This window comes from Streptomyces candidus (genome assembly GCF_014207445.1).
GTDB classification, from domain to species: domain Bacteria; phylum Actinomycetota; class Actinomycetes; order Streptomycetales; family Streptomycetaceae; genus Streptomyces; species Streptomyces candidus.
On sequence record NZ_JACHEM010000005.1, the window covers coordinates 194,600 to 216,562 of the forward strand.

Here is a 21,963-nt window from a genome sequence, read left to right on the forward strand (position 1 = left end):
GGCTTTGGAGCGAGCCGGAAGCTGTATCTTCGCCCGTTGCCGAAGGCCTGAGTCCGCATGGTCACGGTGGCGCCGGATGCGGGCGTGCGTGGCCAGGTCCGCACCTACGCACCGTCGCCCCGGAAGTGTGTGAGACACCCGGGCTCACCGTCACCGCCCCGCGCTTGCCCCCTCCGCGCCCCCAGGTCCCCAGCACCGCAACGGACTTGCCGTCACCGCCCGCCACCCGTCCACCGCCTCGTCTCTCGTCCGAACGCTTTGTCCCTGCGCCGGAGAAAGTTGCCGCCTCCTACGACGAAAGACTTCCTGCCCAAAGGAAAAGCCATTACCTTCCTGGTCTGTACCGGACAACACGCCGGACGCTCAGCCTCCTCCTGCTGAACGTCCGTGCACCCGGCGCGACGGCGCGCGCCTGTGCTCCACCCCCACCCCGTTGTCACACGGAGGATGCGCGTGCACAGGAAACTCTCCCGACCCCTCGCGGCGCTCGCCTGCACCCTGCTCGCCGCCGCGGGCGCCCTCACCGCTCAGCAGCGGCCGGCCGCGGCGGCACCCGCGGCGGCCGATGTGTTCCAGCAGGTCACCCTCGCCAAAGGGGTGGCCGAGACCGGCGAGCCGATGACGCTCGCCGTGCTGCCCGACAGATCCGTCCTGCACACCTCGCGGGACGGCACCCTGCGCCTCACGGACGCCGCCGGCACCACCAAGGTCTCCGGCAAGCTGGATGTGTACGCGCACGACGAGGAAGGACTGCAAGGCGTCGCGGCGGACCCGGGGTTCACCGCCAACCGCTTCGTCTACCTCTACTACGCCCCGAAGCTCACCACCCCGACCGGCGACGCCCCCGCGAGCGGCTCGGCGGCCGACTTCGCGCCGTTCGACGGGGTCAACCGGCTGTCGCGGTTCGTGCTGAAGGCGGACGGCACCCTGGACGTCGCCTCGGAGAAGAAGGTCCTCGACGTGCCCGCCAGCCGCGGACTGTGCTGTCACGTCGGCGGCGACATCGACTTCGACGCCCAGGGCAACCTGTACCTCTCCACCGGCGACGACACCAACCCGTTCGCCTCGGACGGCTACAGCCCCCTCGACGAGCGGTCCTCCCGCAACCCCGCCTACGACGCCCAGCGTTCCTCCGGCAACACCAACGACCTGCGCGGCAAGGTGCTGCGCATCAAGGTGAACGCCGACGGCGGTTACTCCATCCCCTCGGGCAACCTCTTCGCCCCCGGCACCGCCAAGACCCGCCCCGAGATCTACGCCATGGGCTTCCGCAACCCCTTCCGGATGAGCGTCGACAAACCCACCGGCACGGTCTACCTCGGTGACTACGGCCCCGACGCGGGCACCGCGAACCCCGGACGCGGCCCGGCCGGCCAGGTCGAGTTCAACCGGATCACCAAGGCGGGCAACTACGGCTGGCCGTACTGCACGGGCAACAACAGCGCGTACGTCGACTACGACTTCGCCACCTCGACGTCCGGCGCCGCCTTCTCCTGTGCCGCGCCCAAGAACACCTCGCCGCGCAACACCGGCCTGACCGACCTCCCCCCGGCGCAGCCCGCCTGGATCCCCTACGACGGCGGGTCGGTCCCCGAGTTCGGCTCCGGCTCGGAGTCGCCCATGGCCGGACCGGTCTACCGCTACGACGCCGCGTCCACCTCCACGGTAAAGTTCCCGCAGAGTTTCGACGGCGACTTCTTCGCCGGTGAGTTCGGCCGCCGGTGGATCAAACGCATCGAGCAGGGCGGCGACGGGACCGTACAGTCGATCAACGCCTTCCCCTGGCAGGGCACCCAGGTCATGGACATGGCCTTCGGCCCGGACGGCGCGCTGTACGTCCTGGACTACGGCACCGGATACTTCAACGGCGACGCCAACAGCGCCCTCTACCGCATCGAGAGCGTCACCGGCGGACGCGCCCCGCTCGCCAAGGCGGCCGCCAACCGCACCTCGGGCACCGCCCCGCTCGCCGTCCAGTTCTCCTCCGCGGGCAGCTCCGACCCCGACGGCGACCCGATCAGCCACTCCTGGAAGTTCGGCGACGGCGCCACCTCGACCGCGGCCAACCCCTCGCACACGTACACCGCCAACGGCCGCTACACCGCGCAGCTGACCGTCTCCGACGGCACCGGCAACACCGCCACCGCCTCGGTCACCGTCACCGTCGGCAACACCGCGCCCACCGTCACGCTGGACCTGCCCTCCGACGGGTCCGTCATTGATCCGGGTGCGGCCGTCCCCTTCAAGGTGACCGTCACCGATCCCGAGGACGGCACGATCGACTGCTCCAAGGTCAAGGTCACCTTCATCGTCGGCCACGACAGCCACGGCCACCCGCAGACCTCCGCCACCGGCTGCTCCGGCACCCTGCAGACACTGGCAGACGGCGAGCACGACCCCAATGCGAACATCTTCGGCGTCTGGGACGCCGAGTACACCGACAAGGGCGCGAACGGCCAGCCCGCCCTGACCACCCACGACCAGAACATCAGCCAGGGCAGCAAGCGCCAGGCCGAGCACTTCGGCGGCTCCGCAGGCGTGCAGATCGTCGACAAGGCGACGGCGCACGGCGGCAAGACGGTCGGCCACATCGACAACGGCGACTGGATCTCCTTCACGCCGTACAACCTCTCGAACGTCACCCGGCTGACCGCCCGCGTCTCCTCCGGCACTTCGGGAGGCACTCTGGAGGTACGGGCCGGTTCGCCCACCGGCACCCTGCTCGGCTCGACGGCCGTCCCCGCCACCGGCGGCTGGGACGTCTTCCAGGACGTAGCGGCGAACCTCACCAACCGCCCGGCCGGCGCCACCACCCTCCACCTCGTCTTCAAGGGGGGCACCGGATCCCTCTTCGACGTCGACGACTTCACCCTCACCACCTCCGCGACCCCCGCGCCGGGTGGTGAACTCAAGGGCATCGGCGGCAAGTGCGCCGACGTCGCGAACGGTGCGAGCGCGGACGGCACCCAGATCCAGCTCTGGACGTGCAACCAGTCACCCGCCCAGAAGTGGACCCGGCACTCCGACGACACCCTGCGCGCGCTCGGCAAGTGCATGGACGTCAGCGGCGGCGGCTCGGCCGACGGGACGAAGATCCAGCTGTACGGGTGCAACGCCTCCGGTGCCCAGAAGTGGGTGCACCAGGCCGACGGCACGCTGAAGAACCCGCAGTCGGGCAAGTGCCTGGACGCGGCCGGAGTGTCCTCGGCCGACGGCACCAAGCTCCACCTGTGGACCTGCCACACCGGCGCCAACCAGAAATGGAGCCTGACGTGAGCCGACGACTCCGACGCGTCGCCTGCTGGGCCCTCTGCGGCCTGCTCGGCACCGTCGCCCTGCCCACCGCCCTCTCCACGGCGGCCCAGCCCTCCTCCCCGCCCGCCCGTGCGGCGGCGGCCGACCCTGCGTACGACGTGCTCGTCTTCTCTCGGACCACCGGCTTCCGCCACTCCTCCATCGACGAAGGCATCAGCGCCCTGCGCGAACTGGGCGCCGCGAACAACTTCACCGTCACGGCCACCGAGGATCCCACCGCCTTCACCCCTGCCCACCTGGCAGGGTTCGAGAGCGTCGTCTTCCTCTCCACCACCGGCGACGTCCTCAACGCCACCCAGCAGAGCGCCTTCGAGGGCTACATCGCGGCGGGCGGCGGCTACGTCGGCATCCACGCGGCGGCCGACACCGAGTACGACTGGGCCTGGTACGCGGGCCTGGCGGGAGCCCTGTTCCAGTCGCACCCGCACATCCAGCCCGCCACCGTCAAGGTCGAGGACCGCGCCCACGACGCCACCGCCCATCTCGGCCCCACCTGGCAGCGCACCGACGAGTGGTACGACTACCGCAGCAACCCGCGCACCAGCGCGCACGTCCTGGCCTCGCTCGACGAGTCCAGCTACAGCGGCGGCGGTATGGGCGGCGACCACCCGATCGCCTGGTGCAAGGACTACCAGGGCGGGCGCGCGTTCTACACCGGCGGCGGCCACACCGAGGCCTCCTACGCCGATCCGGCCTTCCGGCGCCATCTGCTCGGCGGGATCCGCTGGACCGCGGAGATGACCGAGGCCGACTGCCGCCCGGAGACCGGCTACACCACGCTGTTCGGTTCGTCGGGCACCGCCGGCTGGAAACAGGCCGGCCCCGGCTCCTTCGCGCACTCCAACGCCACTCTCACCTCCCAGGGCGGCCTGGGAATGCTCTGGCACCAGGCCAAGGAGTACACGTCGTACTCGCTCAAGCTCGACTGGCGTCAGGCCGGTGACGACAACTCGGGTGTGTTCGTGGGCTTCCCGGCCTCCGACGACCCCTGGTCGGCCGTCAACAACGGCTACGAGATCCAGATCGACTCCACGGACGCCGCCGACCGCACCACCGGTGCCGTCTACGGCTACAAGTCCGCCGACCTCGCGGCCCGCGACGCGGCCCTGAACCCGCCGGGGGAGTGGAACACCTACGAGATCCGCGTGGAGGGGGAGCGGCTCCAGCTGTTCCTCAACGGCCGCAAAATCAACGACTTCACCAACACCGACCCCGCCCGCAGCCTCCAGCAGGGCCACATCGGCCTGCAGAACCACGGCGACGGCGACGACGTGTCCTTCCGCAACATCCGCATCAAGGAACTCGGCGGCACCCCCGGCCCGCGCGAGGGCGAGATCAAGGGCATCGGCGGCAAGTGCGCCGACGTCGCGAACGGTGCGAGCGCGGACGGCACCCAGATCCAGCTCTGGACGTGCAACCAGTCACCCGCCCAGAAGTGGACCCGGCACTCCGACGACACCCTGCGCGCGCTCGGCAAGTGCATGGACGTCAGCGGCGGCGGCTCGGCGGACGGGACGAAGATCCAGCTGTACGGGTGCAACGCCTCCGGTGCCCAGAAGTGGGTGCACCAGGCCGACGGCACGCTGAAGAACCCGCAGTCGGGCAAGTGCCTGGACGCGGCCGGAGTGTCCTCGGCCGACGGCACCAGGCTCCACCTGTGGACCTGCCACACCGGCGCCAACCAGAAATGGGCCCTCCCCGCCTGAGCGGCCCACCTGACACCGCCGTCACCGTGGAGGACGGTGACGGCGGGACCGGCCGCACGATCGGGCCGGTGACGGCGGTGGGACGCGACGCCGAAGCGTCCCGCCGCCGTACCTCCAAGCGTTCCCGGCACGTGCTCTGCGGCGGACCGGGCCTGCGCCGCGGATCCCGCCCGCCTCGGGCCCGGGTCCTCCGGCGCGGACACGGCGTCGCGGCTCGTTTCGCCCAGCCGGTGCCATCGGGCCCTCCGCACGGCCGCTGTGCTTCCGGCCGCGCGGGGGATTTCCGGGCCTGCCCCGCCTCTTTGTCTTTCCGGTGGAGAAAGTTGCGGTGGATTCTGGCGCAAGTTCTTCCCAGTCCCGGCACCCGCTGCTACGTTCCCCTCCAAAGCCCGCACACCCGGTGAAGCCGGGGGCGGCCGAAGATGCGACAGGAGGGGCACGTGAGGCGCATGACGGCTCGACCCGCGAACGCGCACCAGGCACGACTTCTCCGCCTGCTGCGCGACGGCGGCCCCAACTCCCGTGCCCGGCTGGGCGATCAGGTCGACCTCTCGCGCTCCAAGCTCGCCGTCGAGGTCGACCGCCTGCTCGAAACGGGACTGGTCGTCGCCGACGGGCTCGCCGCCTCGCGGGGCGGACGCCGCTCGCACAACATCCGCCTCGCCCCCGGACTCCGGTTCCTCGGCGTCGACATCGGGGCCACTTCCGTCGACGTGGCCGTCACCAACGCCGAGCTGGAGATCCTGGGCCACCTCAACCACCCCATGGACGTCCGCGAGGGCCCGGTCGCCGTCTTCGAGCAGGCTCTCGCCATGGCCGCCAAACTCAAGGCGTCCGGCATCGCGGAAGGTTTCGACGGGGCGGGCATCGGCGTCCCCGGCCCGGTCCGTTTCCCCGAGGGCGTTCCGGTGGCCCCGCCGATCATGCCCGGCTGGGACGGATTCCCGGTCCGCGAGGCGCTCAGTCAGGAACTGGGCTGCCCGGTGATGGTCGACAACGACGTGAACCTGATGGCGATGGGAGAGCAGCACGCGGGCGTCGCCCGTTCCGTGGACGACTTCCTGTGCGTGAAGATCGGCACCGGCATCGGCTGCGGCATCGTCGTCGGCGGCGAGGTCTACCGGGGGACGACGGGCAGCGCCGGCGACATCGGCCACATCCAGGTCGAACCCGAGGGCCGCCCGTGTGCGTGCGGCAACAGGGGCTGTCTGGAAGCGCACTTCAGCGGTGCCGCCCTGGCCCGTGACGCCGAAACCGCCGCCCGCGCGGGACACTCCGCGGAACTCGCCGGACGTCTTGAGGCGGCGGGCCGACTCAGCGGCGCTGACGTGGCGGCGGCAGCGGCGGCCGGGGACGCCACCTCCCTGGACCTCATCCGCGAGGGCGGCAACCGGGTCGGCCAGGTCATCGCCGGACTCGTCAGCTTCTTCAACCCCGGCCTGGTGGTGATCGGCGGTGGCGTGACGGGCCTCGGCCACAACCTCCTGGCCAGTGTCCGCACCCAGGTCTACCGCCAGTCGCTGCCGCTGGCCACCGGCAACCTCCCCATCGTCCTGGGCGAACTGGGTCCCGCGGCCGGCGTCACCGGCGCTGCCCGACTGATCAGCGACCACGTCTTCTCCCCGGCCTGACCCCGGCCGGCCGCACGACGCGCGGCCCCCGGCACACCACACCCGGGGGCCCTCGTACGGCTCACCACCACCCCGCACCACCCAAACCGCACCACTGTCACCACCCGCACCACCGGCAAGTTCACGCCACTAGTGACACCTGCATCATCCGAGCACCGTTCGTATCACCCGTACCACCAGCACCTTTCGCACCACCGCCACGCAGTCCGCACCACACCCGAACCTGGCACCGCCCTGTCCGCTCACGGCCGTATCCGCCGAGGGGAATCGTCATGGCACCAGAGCACGCGGCACCACCCACAGCACCCCCGCCCCCGGCGGGCCCCCTCCTCACCATGTCCGGAATCACCAAGTCCTTCCCCGGCGTCCGCGCCCTCGACGGCGTCGACCTGGAAGTACTGCCCGGCGAAGTGCACTGCCTCCTCGGCCAGAACGGCGCGGGCAAGTCCACTCTCATAAAGGTCCTCGCGGGCGCCCACCAGCCCGACGGCGGCCGGATCACCTGGGGCGGCGAGACCGTGGCCCTCAAGTCGCCGATCGCCGCCATGCGCCTGGGCATCGCCACCATCTACCAGGAACTGGACCTGGTGGAGGGCCTGTCCGTGGCCGAGAACGTCTTCCTCGGCCACGAGCCGACCACCGCCGGGTTCGTCGTACGCGGCAGGACCGCCCGCACCTCAGCCGCGGCGCTCCTCGCCCGCCTCGGCCATCCCGAGGTCGACCCCGGGCGGCTCGTCGGTTCCCTGTCCGCGGCCCAGCAGCAGATCGTCTCGATGGCGCGGGCGCTCTCCCACGACGTGCGCCTCATCGTGATGGACGAACCCTCCGCCGCCCTCGACCCCGACGAGGTCGACAACCTCTTCCGCATCGTGGCCGCCCTGACCGCCGACGGCGTGGCCGTCGTCTACATCTCGCACCGGCTGGAGGAGATCCGCCGCATCGGCGACCGCGTCACCGTCCTGAAGGACGGCCGGGCGGTGGCCGTGGGCCTGCCCGCACGCGACACCCCGACCCGCGACATCGTGTCCCTGATGACCGGGCGCAACGTGGAGCACGCCTTCCCGCAGCGCCCGCAGCCGGTCGGCCAGACGTCGGCGGCGCCCGTACTGAGCGTCCAAGGACTGGCGCGGCAGGGCGAGTTCGAGGCCATCGACCTGGATGTGCGCCCCGGCGAGATCGTCGGACTGGCAGGACTCGTCGGCTCGGGCCGCTCGGAGATCCTGGAAACCATCTACGGGGCCCGCCGGCCGACCTCGGGCCACGTCGTCGTCGACGGAAACCGGCTGCGCACCGGCAGTGTCCGTGCGGCGGTACGGGCAGGCATCGGTCTGGCCCCCGAGGAACGCAAGGCGCAGGCCCTGCTCATGCTGGAGTCCGTCACCCGCAACGTCTCCGTCTCGACCCTGTCCCGCTTCTCGCGCGGCGGCTGGATCGACCGCGGCACCGAACGCTCCGCGGCTCAACAGGCCACCCGGAAGCTGTCGTTGCGGCCCGACCGGCCCGAGGCGCGGATCCGTACCCTCTCCGGCGGCAACCAGCAGAAGGCCGTACTGGCCCGCTGGCTCCTGCGCGGCTGCCGCGTCCTGCTGCTCGACGAACCGACCCGCGGGGTCGACGTCGGCGCGCGGGCGGAGTTGTACGCGGTGATCCGCCGCCTCGCCGACGAGGGGCTGGCCGTGCTCCTCGTGTCCAGTGAGGTTCCCGAAGTGCTGGGGCTCGCAGACAGGGTGCTGGTCCTGCGCGAAGGGCGACTGGTGCACACCGCGCCCGCGCACGAACTCGACGAACACCGCGTGCTCGACCTCGTCATGGAAGGGAGCCCCGCCGCATGACCCACTCCGACGTCTCCGACGCGTCCGAAGTCAAGCCGCAGGACGGCATCACGTCACCCCCGCACAAGAGCGGCAGGCGGCCGCTCGGGCTCCGGCTCGATCTGCGCAACCTCTCCCTCCTCGGCGTCCTGGCCGTCCTGATCGCGGTCGGCGGGATCACCAAACCCGACCAGTTCCTGGACACGGGAAACCTGCAACTCGTCCTGACCCAGGCGTCGGTGATCGGCGTCGTCACCGTCGGCATGACCTTCGTCATCATCAGCGGCGGCATCGACCTATCCGTCGGCGCGATCGTCGCCCTGGCCTCCGTGTGGGCGACGACCGTGGCCACCCAGGAGTACGGTTTCGCGGGCATCCTCTTCACCGCGGTGATCGTCGGCACGGCCTGCGGACTCGTCAACGGAGTCCTTATCGCGTACGGCCGGCTGGTGCCCTTCATCGCCACTCTCGCCATGCTCGCCTCCGCCCGTGGCCTGGCGCTCCAGATCACCGGCGGCACGACCCAGATCGTCACCGTCGACTCCGTGCTCGACCTCGGCATCCCGGACGCCTACGTCCTGGGCATCCCGCCGCTGGTCCTCGTCTTCGCGCTGGTGACCGTCGTCGGCTGGCTGATCCTCAACCGCACAACCTTCGGCCGACGTACCGTCGCGGTCGGCGGCAACGCGGAAGCCGCCCGGCTCGCCGGCATCGACGTACGGCGTCAGCGTCTCTACCTCTACCTGCTCTCCGGACTGTGCTGCGGCATCGCCGCCTTCATGCTGATCGTCCTGTCGGGCTCCGGCCAGAACACCAACGGCAACCTGTACGAACTCGACGCCATCGCCGCCGCGATCATCGGCGGCACCCTGCTCACGGGCGGCCGCGGCACCATCGTCGGCTCCGTCCTCGGCGTACTCGTCTTCACGACGATCACCAACATCTTCGCCCTCAACAACCTCCAGAGCGACGTCCAGCAGATCGCGAAGGGCGCGATCATCGTCGCCGCCGTTCTGGTCCAGCGGCGCACCGTGCGCGACGAGCACGCCTGACGCCCGCCCCCGCCCGAGCCAGTTGACCACCCGAGTCGAAGGGTCCGACCGTCATGCCGCACAACTCAGCAAACAGCCAAGGAGCCACCCGAAGAGGGATCCTCTTCGGCGGCGCCGCCGTCTCCGCGACCGCCCTGCTCACCGCCTGCACGAGCAACGAGCCGTCCGGCAAGGAGGCCCCCGCCACCAACAACCAGCCCGTCGCCGACGACAAACCCGGCAAGAAGGTCACGATCGGCTTCGCCGGTCCCCAGGCCGACCACGGCTGGCTCAACGCGATCAACGAGAACGCCCGCGAGCGCGCCAAGAAGTACCCCGACGTCACCCTCGACATCACCGAGGGCTCCAACGACACCGCCGCCCAGATCGGGCAGATCCAGACCCTCATCAACAAGAAGGTCGACGTCCTGGTCATCCTGCCGACCGACGGCAAAGCACTCACCCAGGTCGGTCTCGCCGCGATGAAGGCGGGCATTCCCGTCGTCAACCTGGACCGGGTCTTCGCCTCCCCCCAGGCGTTCCGCTGCTGGATCGGCGGCGACAACTACGGCATGGGACTCAACGCCGGCCGCTACATCGGCGAGAAGCTCAAGGACAAGCCGAACGCCAAGGTCATCGAGCTCGCCGGACTCGACAGCCTGGAGCTGACCAAGCTCCGCACCCAGGGCTTCGACGACGCCCTCAAGAACTACCCGAACATCAAGAAGGTCGCCCGCCAGGCCGCCGACTTCACCGTCGAGTCCGGACAGGCGAAGATGGCCCAACTCCTGCAAGCACAGCCGCAGTTCGACGCCCTGTGGAACCACGACGACGACCAGGGCGTCGGCGCCCTGCGCGCCATCGCGCAGGCCGGCCGCAAGGACTTCCTGATGGTCGGCGGCGCGGGCGCCAAGTCCGCCATGGACGCCATCAAGGCGGACAACGGAGTGCTGAAGGCGACCGTCCTCTACCCGCCCACCATGTCCGCGTCGGCCATCGACCTGGCCCGGGCGCTCGGCCAGGGAAAGGGCATCGGCGGCATGTCCGAGCTGGAGATCCCCGCCTCGGTCACCCTCTATTCGGCGGTCGTGACGAAGGAGAACGTCGACGACTACCTGCCGCAGTCCTTCACCTGAGCAGGCCCGCCGAACGCCGGTCCGTCCTCCGGGCGGACCGCCCGCGACGGCACCGATCTCGTACGACGGACAAGGAGAGACCCGGATGGAAGAAGCAGAACCCCCCGTCCCCGCGCTGGGCGTCGGCATGGTCGGCTACGCCTTCATGGGGGCCGCCCACTCCCAGGGCTGGCGCACCGTGGGCCGGGTCTTCGACCTGCCCGCCGCCCCCGTGCTCGCCGCGGTCTGCGGGCGCGACCGCACCGCCGTGGAGGCCATGGCCCAGCGGCACGGCTGGGCGGCGGCCGAAACGGACTGGCGGGCCCTGATCGCCCGGGACGACGTGCACATCGTCGACATCTGCACCCCTGGCGACAGCCACGCCGAGATAGCGATCGCCGCCCTGGAGGCGGGCAAGCACGTCCTGTGCGAGAAGCCCCTCGCCAATACGGTCGAGGAGGCGCAGTCGATGGTCCTCGCCGCCCGACGGGCGCGTGAGCGCGGCCAGTTGGCGATGGTGGGTTTCAACTACCGTCGGGTTCCCGCCCTCTCGTACGCCCGCAGGCTCGTCGCCGAAGGCAGAATCGGGCCGATCCGCCACGTCCGGGTCTGCTACCTCCAGGACTGGCTCGTCGACCCGGACGCCCCGCTCACCTGGCGGCTCCAGCGGGACCGGGCGGGTTCGGGCGCCCTCGGTGACCTGGGAGCGCACATCGTCGACCTCGCGCAGTACCTCACGGGCGAGCCGGTGGTCGGGGTCTCCGCCCTCACCGAGACGTTCGTGCGCTCCCGGCCGGACCCCGGCGCGTCGGCCCCCCGGGGCGAAGTGACCGTCGACGACGCGGCGCTGTTCACCGGCCGCCTCGCCTCCGGTGCTCTCGCCTCCTTCGAGGCCACCCGCATGGCGGCCGGCCGCAAGAACTCGCTGCGCCTGGAGGTCAACGGCGAAAGCGGCTCCTTGGCCTTCGACCTGGAACGCCTCAACGAACTCTCCTTCCACGACCACACCGAGCCGGCGCACTCCGCGGGCTTCCGCCGCATCCTCGTCACCGAGCCGGAACACCCCTACCTCGAGGCCTGGTGGCCACCGGGCCACGCCCTCGGCTACGAGCACACCTTCGTCCACCAGGCCCGCGACCTCCTCGAAGCCATCGCGACCGGAACCGACCCGCGGCCGTCGTTCGCGGACGGCCTCCAGGTGCAGCGAGTGCTGGCCGCCGTGGAGGAGAGCGCGGAGAAGAACGCCGTGTACACCCCCGTGCAGACCTAGGAGGGCCCATGCCACGCCCCTTCACCCTGTTCACCGGCCAGTGGGCGGACCTGCCACTGGAACAAGTCTGTTCCTACGCGGCCGACTTCGGATACGACGGACTCGAACTCGCCTGCTGGGGAGACCACTTCGAGGTGGACAAGGCGCTCGCCGACCCCGGCTACCTCGCTTCCCGGCACGCCCTGCTCGCCAAGTACGGCCTCAAGTGCTGGGCCGTCTCCAACCACCTGGTGGGCCAGGCCGTCTGCGACAGCATCATCGACGAGCGGCACCAGGCCATCCTGCCGTCCCGCATCTGGGGCGACGGCGATCCCGAGGGGGTCCGCCGCAGGGCCGCCCGGGAGATGGCCGACACCGCGCGGGCGGCCGCCGCTTTCGGAGTCCGTACGGTCGTCGGTTTCACCGGATCCTCCATCTGGCATCTGGTGGCGATGTTCCCGCCGGTCCCCGAGCGCATGGTCGAACGGGGCTACGAGGACTTCGCCGAACGCTGGAACCCGGTCCTCGACGTGTTCGACGCGGAAGGCGTGCGCTTCGCCCACGAGGTCCATCCGAGCGAGATCGCCTACGACTACTGGTCCACGCAACGGGCGCTGGAAGCCATCGGCCACCGCTCCGCCTTCGGCCTCAACTTCGACCCCTCGCACTTCGTCTGGCAGGACCTCGACCCGGTCGGCTTCCTTTACGACTTCCGCGACCGCATCTACCACGTCGACTGCAAGGAGGCCCGCACGCGCCTGGACGGCCGCAACGGCCGGCTCGGCTCGCACCTCCCCTGGGGCGACCCGCGCCGTGGCTGGGACTTCGTTTCGGCCGGGCACGGAGACGTGCCCTGGGAGGACGTCTTCCGGATGCTTCGCTCCATCGGGTACGAGGGTCCCGTCTCGGTCGAGTGGGAGGACGCGGGAATGGACCGGCTGGCAGGGGCCCCGGAGGCGCTCACCCATCTCAAACGCTTCGACTTCGACCCGCCGGGCGCGGCGTTCGACGCGGCGTTCGGCGGGGGAGGGGGGTAGCCCGCGGCGGGCCCAGGGCCCAGGGCCCAGGGCCCGGGGGCGGATGGCGGGCGCTTCTCCGGGCCCACGGCGGTCCCCCCGGGGCCTGCGAGGTGCCCCCGCTGGGCCTGCCTGCGGCAGGTCCCGCGCGATGCCCCGCTGGACCTGCGGCGCCACTTTGTCCACTCCCGGGTCAAACCGCGACTTCTCTGCCGCCCAACCCCTTCCGGCTCCGTAGGAACGGGTCTACCGTTAACTGCGTGTACATGACATGAGCCGACCACGCTTCCGCGACCAGGCCCCACCCGCTCCGCCCGGCACTTCTCCCCGGAGGACCCCGTGCACAGAAAGCGCCCCAGAAACCAGCGGACCCACCATGCCCGGCGATCACTCGCCCTCCTCACCGGCTCCCTGCTCGCCGCCACCTCCTTCGCCTTCACGGCCCCTCAGCTCGCGGCGGCGCAGCCCCCGGCCGCCCCGGAGCCGGCGGCGGCCGAAGAATTCCAGCAGGTCACGCTCGCGAAGGGGGCCGCCGAGACCGGCGAGCCCATGTCGCTCGCCGTCCTCCCCGACCGCACCGTCCTGCACACCTCACGCAACGGGGAACTCCGGGCCACCGACGCGGCCGGCAACACCACAGTCGTCGGCAAGGTCCCCGTCTACTCCCACGACGAAGAAGGCCTGCAAGGCATCGCCCTCGACCCCGACTTCGACCGGAACCGCGCGCTCTACCTCTACTACGCGCCCCCGCTCGACACTCCGGCCGGCGACGCCCCCGAGAACGGCACCGCCGCCGACTTCGCCAGGTTCGAGGGCGTGAACCGCCTCTCCCGCTTCGTCCTCAGGGCCGACGGCACGCTCGACAACGCCAGCGAGAAGAAGGTCATCGACGTCCCCGCGACCCGCGGCATCTGCTGTCACGTCGGCGGGGACATCGACTTCGACGCACAGGGGAACCTCTACCTGTCCACCGGCGACGACTCCAACCCCTTCGCCTCCGACGGCTTCACCCCCATCGACGACCGCCCGGGACGCAACCCGGCCTTCGACGCGCGCCGCACCTCGGGCAACACCAACGACCTGCGCGGCAAGATCCTCCGCATCAAGGTCGCCGACGACGGGTCGTACACCGTCCCCGCGGGCAACCTCTTCGCGCCGGGCACCGCCAGGACCCGCCCCGAGATCTACGCGATGGGCTTCCGCAACCCCTTCCGCTTCAGCGTCGACAAGAAGACCGGCGCCCTCTACATCGGCGAGTACGGTCCCGACGCGGGCGCCGCCGACCCCAAACGCGGACCCGCCGGACAGGTCGAGTTCGCCCGGGTGACCAAGCCCGGCAACTTCGGCTGGCCCTTCTGCGTCGGCGACAACCAGCCCTACGTGGACTACGACTTCGCGACGAAGACCTCCGGCGCCGCCTTCGACTGCGCGGCCCCCAGGAACACCTCGCCGCACAACACCGGCCTCGTCGACCTCCCGCCGGCCCAGCCCGCGTGGATCCCGTACGACGGCGGGTCGGTGCCCGAGTTCGGCACCGGCTCGGAGTCCCCGATGGGCGGACCTGTCTACCGCTACGATCCGGACCTCGACTCCCCGGTGAAGTTCCCCGAGGCGTACGACGGCGACTTCTTCGCCACCGAGTTCGGCCGCCGGTGGATCAAACGGATCGAGCACACCGAGGACGGCACCGTCCAGAAGATCAACCCGTTCCCGTGGACCGGCACCCAGGTCATGGACAGCACCTTCGGCCCGGACGGCGCGCTGTACGTCCTCGACTACGGCACCGCCTGGTTCGGCGGGGACGAGAACTCCGGCCTGTACCGCATCGAGAACGCCACCGGCGGACGCTCCCCGTCCGCGGTCGCCACCGCGAACAAGACGTCGGGGCAGGCCCCGTTGAAGGTCGCGTTCTCCTCGGCGGGCACCACCGACGCCGACGGCGACACGCTCACGTACAGCTGGGACTTCGGCGACGGCACACCCCCGTCGACCGAACCGAACCCCACCCACACCTACCGGAAGAACGGCACCTACACCGCCACCGTGACCGCGAAGGACCCCACCGGGCGCACCGGTTCGGCGAGCGCGCACATCGTCGTCGGCAACACCGCGCCCAAGGTGACACTCGAACTCCCCGCCGAAGGAACGCTGTTCAGCTTCGGTGACGAGATCCCCTTCAAGGTGAAGGTCACCGACGCCGAGGACGGTGCGGGCGGCACACCGATCGACTGCACCAAGGTGAAGGTCACCTACATCCTCGGCCACGACAGCCACGGCCACCCGATCACCTCCGCCACCGGCTGCTCCGGCACCATCAAGACCTCGTCCGACGGCGGCCACGACCCCAACGCCAACATATTCGGCGTCTTCGACGCCGAGTACACGGACTCCGGAGGCGGCGGCCAAGCCCCGTTGACCACCCATGACCAGGCCCAGCTCCAGCCCCGGCTGCGGCAGGCCGAGCACTACTCCACCCAGTCGGGCATCAAGGTCCACGACAAGGCGGCGGCGCACGGCGGCAAGACCGTCGGCGACATCGACAACGACGACTGGATCTCCTTCAAGCCCTACCTCCTCACCGGCACCACCAAGCTCACCGCGCGCATCTCCTCCGGTGGGGCGGGCGGCTTCCTGGAGGTGCGCACCGGTTCCGCGCAGGGACCGATCCTCGGCTCGGCGCCGATCCCGGTGACCGGCGGCTGGGAGACCTTCCAGGACGTCGACGTACCGCTGCGCAACGTCCCGAAGAAGACCACCGAACTCTTCCTCGTCTTCAAGGGCGGCCCCGGCGCGCTCTACGACCTCGACGACTTCGAACTGTCGAGCACCGCGGTGGACAAGACCGCCAAGCGGGTCCTGGTCTTCTCCAAGACCGGCGGTTTCCGCCACGACTCCATCCCCGAGGGCGTCGCCGCGCTGAAGGAACTGGGCACGACCAGCAACATCACCGTCGACTCCACCGAGACGGCAGCCCAGTTCACCACCAGCAACCTCGCCCGCTACGACGCCGTCGTCTTCCTGTCGACCACCGGCGAGGTCCTCGACGCGGAACAGCAGAAGGCCTTCGAGAACTACATCCGCACGGGCGGCGGCTACGTCGGCGTGCACGCCGCCGCCGACACCGAGTACGAATGGCCCTTCTACGGCGGCCTGGTCGGCGCCCACTTCGCCTCCCACCCGCACATCCAGAAGGCGACCGTACGCGTCGAGGACCACAACCACCCGGCCACCGCCCACCTCGACGACGCCGTCGAGCGCACCGACGAGTGGTACAACTACCGCACCAACCCACGCTCGAAGACCCGCGTCCTGGCCACCCTCGACGAGACGACGTACAGCGGCGGCACCATGAAGGGCGACCACCCGATCGCCTGGTGCCAGACCTACGAGGGCGGGCGCTCCTTCTACACCGGCGGCGGCCACACCAAGGAGTCCTACGCCGAACCCGGCTTCCGTCAGCACCTGTTGGGCGGACTGCGTTACGCCACGGGCCAGGTCAAGGCCGACTGCAGGCCGCAGACCGGTTACCGCCCGCTCTTCAACGGCAAGACGCTGGAAGGCTTCAAGCAGGCGGGCCCCGGCACGTTCGACGTCGTCGACGGGAAGCTGCGTTCCAAGGGAGGCATGGGCCTCCTGTGGTACCAGGCCAAGGAGTTCGCGTCGTACTCCCTGAAGCTGGACTGGAAGATGACCGGCGACGACAACTCCGGTGTCTTCGTCGGCTTCCCCGCCTCCGACGACCCGTGGTCGGCCGTCAACAAGGGGTACGAGATCCAGATCGACGCCACCGACGCACCCGACCGCACCACCGGGTCCGTCTACTCCTTCAAGTCCGCGAACCTGAAGGAACGCGACCGGGTGCTCCGCCCGCCGGGCCAGTGGAACAGCTACGAGATCAGGGTCCGGGGCGAACGCCTCCAGGTCTTCCTCAACGGAGCGAAGATCAACGACTTCACCAACAAGGACCCGGCACGCAGCCTCAAGGACGGTCACATCGGCCTCCAGAACCACGGGGCCGGCGACCAGGTGTCGTTCCGTGACATCCAGCTCAAGGAACTGCCCTCCTGACGGGCGCTCCCGTATCACCGGCGGTGGTGGGAGAGGGGCCGGTACTTCTCTCCCACCACCGCCCCCCCACCTCAGTGCTTCGTGCTCCAACGCAGGGAGGCTTCGCGTGCCCACAGATGCCGTGCCCACAGATGCCGCGTCGGCAGAGGGCGTGTCCATGAGTGCCACGCCCGTGGATTCTGTGCCCACGGGCGTCGTCTCCACGGATGCCGTGGCCGTACAGGGCGCGCACCGTCCCCCCGGCGCCGCACGCGACCCGGCCGGGGCCCCACCGGGCACTCCCGTCGTGGCACGCGCCACGTCCGAGTCCGACCAGGGCCCCGCCGGACCTGCCCGTACCGGCGTTTGGTTCGTCGGCGCGCGAGGCTCGGTCGCCACCACGGCCGTCGCGGGCTGCGCGGCGACGGTGGCGGGCCTGCACCCGCCGACCGGGATGGTGACGGAGACCGCGCCGTTCACGGAGGCCGGCCTGCCGCCTCTCTCCTCCCTGGTCTTCGGCGGCCACGACACGGCGAGCTGCCCGCTGCCCAAACGGGCCGAAGAGCTGGAGGCGGGCGGTGTGCTCCCGCACGGCCTGGCCGCCGCCGTACGGTCCGAACTGGCAGCCGCGGAAGCCGCGCTGCTGCCGGGAGGGCCTCTCCCGGGCGAGACCCGTACGCAGGACGAACTCATCGACTCCTTCGCGGCTGACCTGACGGACTTCCGCGTACGGCACGGCCTCGCCAGGGTCGTCGTCGTCAACGTCTCCTCCACCGAACCGGCCCCCTCCGGCGACAGCCTCGCCCCCAGCTCCCTGTACGCGGCGGCCGCCGTCCGCGCCGGCTGCCCCTACGTCAACTTCACGCCTTCCACGGGCCTGCACGCACCCGCGCTCGCCGCCGAGCTGGCCGCCGGCGGGCTGCCGTACGCGGGCAGGGACGGCAAGACCGGCCAGACACTGCTCCGCGCGGTCCTCGCCCCCATGTTCGTCCAACGCGCCCTGCCCGTACGTGCCTGGTCGGGCACGAACCTGCTGGGCGGCGGCGACGGGGCCGCCCTCGCCGACCCCGCAGCGGCGGCGGCCAAGAACACGGGCAAGGCCCGCGTCCTGGCCGACACACTCGGCGGGCTTCCGCAGGGCGAGGTCCACATAGACGAGGTCCCGGCCCTCGGGGACTGGAAAACGGCCTGGGACCACATCGCCTTCGAGGGCTTCCTCGGCACGCGCATGACCCTCCAGACCACCTGGCAGGGCTGCGACTCCGCCCTCGCCGCCCCCCTGGTCCTCGACCTGGCCCGCCTGCTCGCCCGCGCCCACGAACGCGGCCTCTCCGGTCCCCTCCCCGCCCTCGCCTTCTACTTCAAGGACCCGGACGGCGCAGGCTCGGCCTCCCTCGCCGACCAGTACGCGGACCTGTGCGCCTTCGCCGCGACACTCGGGGGCGACGCCCGATGACCCGGCCCCTGTCCGCCCGTGTGCAGCCGTGGCTCGAACTGCTGCGGGTCTCCGCCCTGCTGACGGTGCCGGGCGACGCCCTCGCCGGAGCGGCGGCCCTCTCCCGGCGCCCCAACAGGGGGACGGCCCTGGCGCTCGCGTCCTCCCTGTGCCTGTACGAGGCGGGCATGGCCCTGAACGACTGGGCGGACCGCGCGGAGGACGCCCAGGACCGGCCCCACCGGCCGATTCCCTCGGGCCGGATCGCCCCGCACGCCGCCCTCGCCGCCGCCTGCGCCCTGTCGGCCTCGGGTCTGGCCCTGGCTTCCCGGGCGGGCCGACCCACCCTCGCCGCCGCCACGGCGCTCACCGCCACCGTCTGGGCGTACGACCTGAAGCTCAAGCACACCGCGCTCGCCCCGGCGGCCATGGCGACGGCACGGTCGCTCGACCTCCTGATGGGGGCAACGGCAACGGCAACGGCAACGGCAGCGGCAAGGGGGACTGGATCGGCACCTGCGAGCACGGCACGGAGCATGAGGTCCGGCGCGCGCTCCGGGTTCGCCGGGTTCGCGGCCCCCTCGTGTTCCGAACCTGCCGTCGTTCCGGGCGCCCCGCTCCCCGGAGCCGTCGACGCCCTGACCGCCGCGGCCCTGCTGGGTGCGCACACCTACGCGGTGACGCAGGTCTCCCGGCACGAGGCGCAAGGGGGGTCGACGGCTGCGCCGGTGTCGGCCCTCGCGGGGGTGCTCGCGCTGACCGCCGCTGTCTCCCGCAGGAGCGCCACGTCCGCCCGGCGTGCACCGGCCGCGCCAGGGGCTGTCCACGGGCCGAAACCGGTCCCCCACCTCGATCGCGTCCTGCCCCGCGTCCTTGCGGCGGCCTACCTCCGGACCGCCGCCCGCCCCCTCGTGCACGCCGCACTCAATCCCTCGCCACCCCTCACCCAACGAGCGGTCGGCGGCGGAATCCGCGCCATGATCCCGCTCCAGGCCGCGCTGTCGGCCCGCTCAGGAGCCCCCGGGACGGGGGCGGCCCTGCTGGTCCTCGCACCGCTCGCCCGCCGCCTGGCGCGAAAGGTGAGCCCCACATGACGAAGCACCCGACCGCGCCCCCGCATCTCCTCCCGTCGTCCCTCCGCTTCGGCTACGGCACCAACGGCCTCACCGACCTCCGCCTGTACGACGCGCTGGCGCTCCTGGCCGACCTCGGATACGACGGGGTGGGCCTGACCCTCGACCACATGCACCTCGACCCCCTGTCACCCGAACTGCCGCAACAGACAAGAAGGTTGGCGAAAGCTCTGTCGCGTCTCGACCTCACCGTCACCGTCGAGACCGGTGCCCGCTACGTCCTGGACCCCCGGCGCAAGCACAGCCCCTCCCTCCTCGACCCCGACTCCGCCGCCAAATCCCGCCGGGCCGACCTCCTCCGCACGGCCGTCCAGGTCGGGGCGGAACTGGGCGCGCACGCAGTGCACTGCTTCAGTGGGACGCTGCCCGCCCGCACTCCTCCCGGTACCGCGTGGCGGCGACTCGCCGACTCGATGGTTCCCGTCCTCGAAGCGGCCACCGCGGCGAAGGTCCCTCTGGCAGTCGAGCCGGAACCCGGCCACCTTCTCGCCACACTCGCCGACTTCCACCACCTCCGGAAAGCCCTCGGCGACCCCGAGTACCTCGGGCTGACCCTCGACATCGGCCACTGTCAGTGCCTGGAGCCGACCACGCCTGCCGACTGCGTCCGGGAGGCGGCGCCATGGCTGCGCCATGTACAGATCGAAGACATGCGTCGCGGTGTGCACGAACACCTGCCCTTCGGTGACGGCGAGATCGACTTCCCGCCGGTGCTGGCGGCGCTGGCCGCCACCGGCTACCAGGGGCTGACGGTGGTCGAGTTGCCCAGGCACTCCCATGCGGGCCCCGAACTCGCCCATACCTCAAGGGAGTTCCTGCGCGCAGCCGCGGCGGAGGCGACGGAAGCGCACACGGTGCAGCCCGTACTCGATCCGGCGAAGGGAATGCTGTGACGATCGATCTCACCGGCGACCCCGCCGCACTGCGGACAGCCCTGGAATCCAGCCTCGGGGAAGCGGGCAGAGCATGGCTGCGTGAAGCATTGGCGCAAGCGCAAGCGCAAGCGCAAGCGCAAGCCGGGGCCGGAGCGGAAGCCGGAGCACCCGGCCCGCGAGCCGCCCTTCCCCCCTGGGAGATCCGTTTCGCGGAAGCAGGCCGCCACTGCGACGCCCCCGGTGCTGCCGCCGCCCGCGTTCTCCTGCTCTGTACGGCCGGAGTCGACGCCCCCACCCTCCACCGCCTCTACGCCCACGGCACGGCCGCCGAGCGCAGGGCCGTTCTGCTGGCCCTGCCCCACCTCGCCCACGCGCGCGAGGGGTCCGCCCTGCCGCTGGTCGAGGACGCACTCCGTACGAACGACACCCGGCTGGTCGCCGCCGCCGTCGGACCGTACGCCTCGGCACACCTGGACCCGCACGCCTGGCGGCACGCCGTCCTCAAGTGCCTCTTCACCGGCGTCCCCGTGGACTCCGTCCATGCGCTGGCCCGCCGGGCCCGAGGCGACTCCGAACTCGCCCGGATGCTCGCCGACTACGCCGCCGAACGCACCGCGGCCGGCCGGCCCGTCCCCGACGACCTCACCCACGCACTGACCCTCACCGCGACAACCGCCCACTCCGACGCCACCCCGTGCCCCGCCCCTGTCCCCGCCCCCAAGGTCCCGGCCGAGGAGTCCTGATGCGCATCTTCGACCCGCACATCCACATGACGTCGCGCACGACGGACGACTACGAGGCCATGTACGCCGCCGGAGTCCGTGCCGTCGTCGAGCCGTCCTTCTGGCTCGGCCAGCCCCGTACCTCACCCGCCAGCTTCTTCGACTACTTCGACTCCCTCCTCGGCTGGGAGCCGTTCCGGGCCGCCCAGTACGGCATCACCCATCACTGCACTCTCGCCCTCAACCCCAAGGAGGCGAACGACCCCCGCTGCACTCCCGTCCTCGACGAACTGCCCCGTTACCTCATCAAGGACTCCGTCGTCGCCGTAGGCGAAATCGGTTACGACGGCATGACTCCCGCCGAGGACCACGCCCTCGCCGCGCAGCTCCAACTCGCCGCGGACCACGGCCTGCCCGCCCTCGTCCACACTCCGCACCGCGACAAGCTCGCCGGCCTGCACCGCACCCTCGATGTCGTACGCGAATCGCACCTGCCGCCGGAGCGGGTCCTTCTCGACCACCTCAACGAGACAACCGTGAAGGCCGCCCGCGACAGCGGCTGCTGGCTCGGCTTCTCCCTCTACCCGGACACCAAGATGGACGAGGACCGCATGGTCGCGCTCGTCAAGGAGCACGGGCCCGAACGGATCCTGATCAACTCGGCGGCGGACTGGGGGAGGAGCGACCCTCTCAAGACCCGCAGGGCCGCCGATGCCCTGCTCGCCGCAGGCTTCTCGGCCGACGACGTGGACCGGATCGTGTGGCGCAATCCGGTCGCCTTCTACGGACTGAGCGGCCGCCTCGACCTGGCGGCCCCCGCCACCCCGCCTTCCCTGCACGAAGGCAACTCCATCCTCCGCGGCGGCGAGTGACCTCC

General features: G+C 71.0%; 14 protein-coding genes. All 14 read left to right on the top strand.

Going from position 1 to position 21,963, the window contains the following annotated elements:
- Positions 1 to 453: 453 nt before the first annotated feature.
- Entirely contained in the window at positions 454 to 3,276 is a 2,823-nt protein-coding gene (locus HNQ79_RS11880) for a PQQ-dependent sugar dehydrogenase (protein ID WP_373312530.1), read from the top strand.
- Positions 3,273 to 5,021, top strand: coding sequence for a ThuA domain-containing protein (locus tag HNQ79_RS11885; RefSeq protein ID WP_185029825.1), 1,749 nt, complete (start codon positions 3,273 to 3,275; stop codon positions 5,019 to 5,021). Before HNQ79_RS11880 ends, HNQ79_RS11885 begins: the two co-directional genes overlap by 4 nt.
- A 449-nt stretch (positions 5,022 to 5,470) precedes the next feature.
- A complete protein-coding gene (locus HNQ79_RS11890) occupies positions 5,471 to 6,652 on the top strand; it encodes an ROK family transcriptional regulator (RefSeq protein ID WP_185029827.1) in 1,182 nt (393 codons plus the stop codon).
- A 335-nt stretch (positions 6,653 to 6,987) separates the two neighbouring features.
- A complete protein-coding gene (locus HNQ79_RS11895) occupies positions 6,988 to 8,484 on the top strand; it encodes a sugar ABC transporter ATP-binding protein (RefSeq protein WP_185030291.1) in 1,497 nt (498 codons plus the stop codon).
- The gene (locus HNQ79_RS11900) at positions 8,481 to 9,515 is read left to right on the top strand and encodes an ABC transporter permease (protein WP_229923390.1); all 1,035 of its coding nucleotides are present in this window, start codon (positions 8,481 to 8,483) and stop codon (positions 9,513 to 9,515) included. The genes HNQ79_RS11895 and HNQ79_RS11900 overlap by 4 nt, the downstream gene beginning before the upstream one ends.
- 53 nt (positions 9,516 to 9,568) lie before the next feature.
- On the top strand, positions 9,569 to 10,630 hold the full coding sequence (locus HNQ79_RS11905; RefSeq protein WP_185029828.1) for a substrate-binding domain-containing protein: 1,062 nt from the start codon (positions 9,569 to 9,571) through the stop codon (positions 10,628 to 10,630).
- Between the two features lie 85 nt (positions 10,631 to 10,715).
- Positions 10,716 to 11,879, top strand: a complete 1,164-nt coding sequence (locus tag HNQ79_RS11910) for a Gfo/Idh/MocA family protein (RefSeq protein WP_185029830.1) — start codon at positions 10,716 to 10,718, stop codon at positions 11,877 to 11,879.
- 8 nt (positions 11,880 to 11,887) lie between these two features.
- A complete protein-coding gene (locus tag HNQ79_RS11915; protein WP_185029832.1) occupies positions 11,888 to 12,895 on the top strand; it encodes a sugar phosphate isomerase/epimerase family protein in 1,008 nt (335 codons plus the stop codon).
- Positions 12,896 to 13,213: 318 nt separating this feature from the next.
- Positions 13,214 to 16,942 carry a ThuA domain-containing protein gene (locus HNQ79_RS11920; RefSeq protein WP_185029833.1) on the top strand — a complete coding sequence of 1,243 codons (3,729 nt, stop codon included), beginning with the start codon at positions 13,214 to 13,216 and terminating at the stop codon, positions 16,940 to 16,942.
- 157 nt (positions 16,943 to 17,099) lie between these two features.
- Positions 17,100 to 18,377, top strand: a complete 1,278-nt coding sequence (locus HNQ79_RS11925) for an inositol-3-phosphate synthase (RefSeq protein ID WP_185029835.1) — start codon at positions 17,100 to 17,102, stop codon at positions 18,375 to 18,377.
- Positions 18,374 to 19,450, top strand: coding sequence for an SCO3242 family prenyltransferase (locus HNQ79_RS11930; RefSeq protein WP_185029837.1), 1,077 nt, complete (start codon positions 18,374 to 18,376; stop codon positions 19,448 to 19,450). The genes HNQ79_RS11925 and HNQ79_RS11930 overlap by 4 nt, the downstream gene beginning before the upstream one ends.
- On the top strand, positions 19,447 to 20,382 hold the full coding sequence (locus HNQ79_RS11935) for a sugar phosphate isomerase/epimerase family protein (protein ID WP_185029838.1): 936 nt from the start codon (positions 19,447 to 19,449) through the stop codon (positions 20,380 to 20,382). Before HNQ79_RS11930 ends, HNQ79_RS11935 begins: the two co-directional genes overlap by 4 nt.
- Positions 20,379 to 21,107 (top strand): EboA domain-containing protein, encoded by a 729-nt coding sequence (locus HNQ79_RS11940; protein WP_373312531.1) that lies wholly within the window; start codon positions 20,379 to 20,381, stop codon positions 21,105 to 21,107. The genes HNQ79_RS11935 and HNQ79_RS11940 overlap by 4 nt, the downstream gene beginning before the upstream one ends.
- Entirely contained in the window at positions 21,107 to 21,958 is an 852-nt protein-coding gene (locus HNQ79_RS11945) for a TatD family hydrolase (protein WP_185029840.1), read from the top strand. The genes HNQ79_RS11940 and HNQ79_RS11945 overlap by 1 nt, the downstream gene beginning before the upstream one ends.
- Positions 21,959 to 21,963 lie beyond the last annotated feature (5 nt).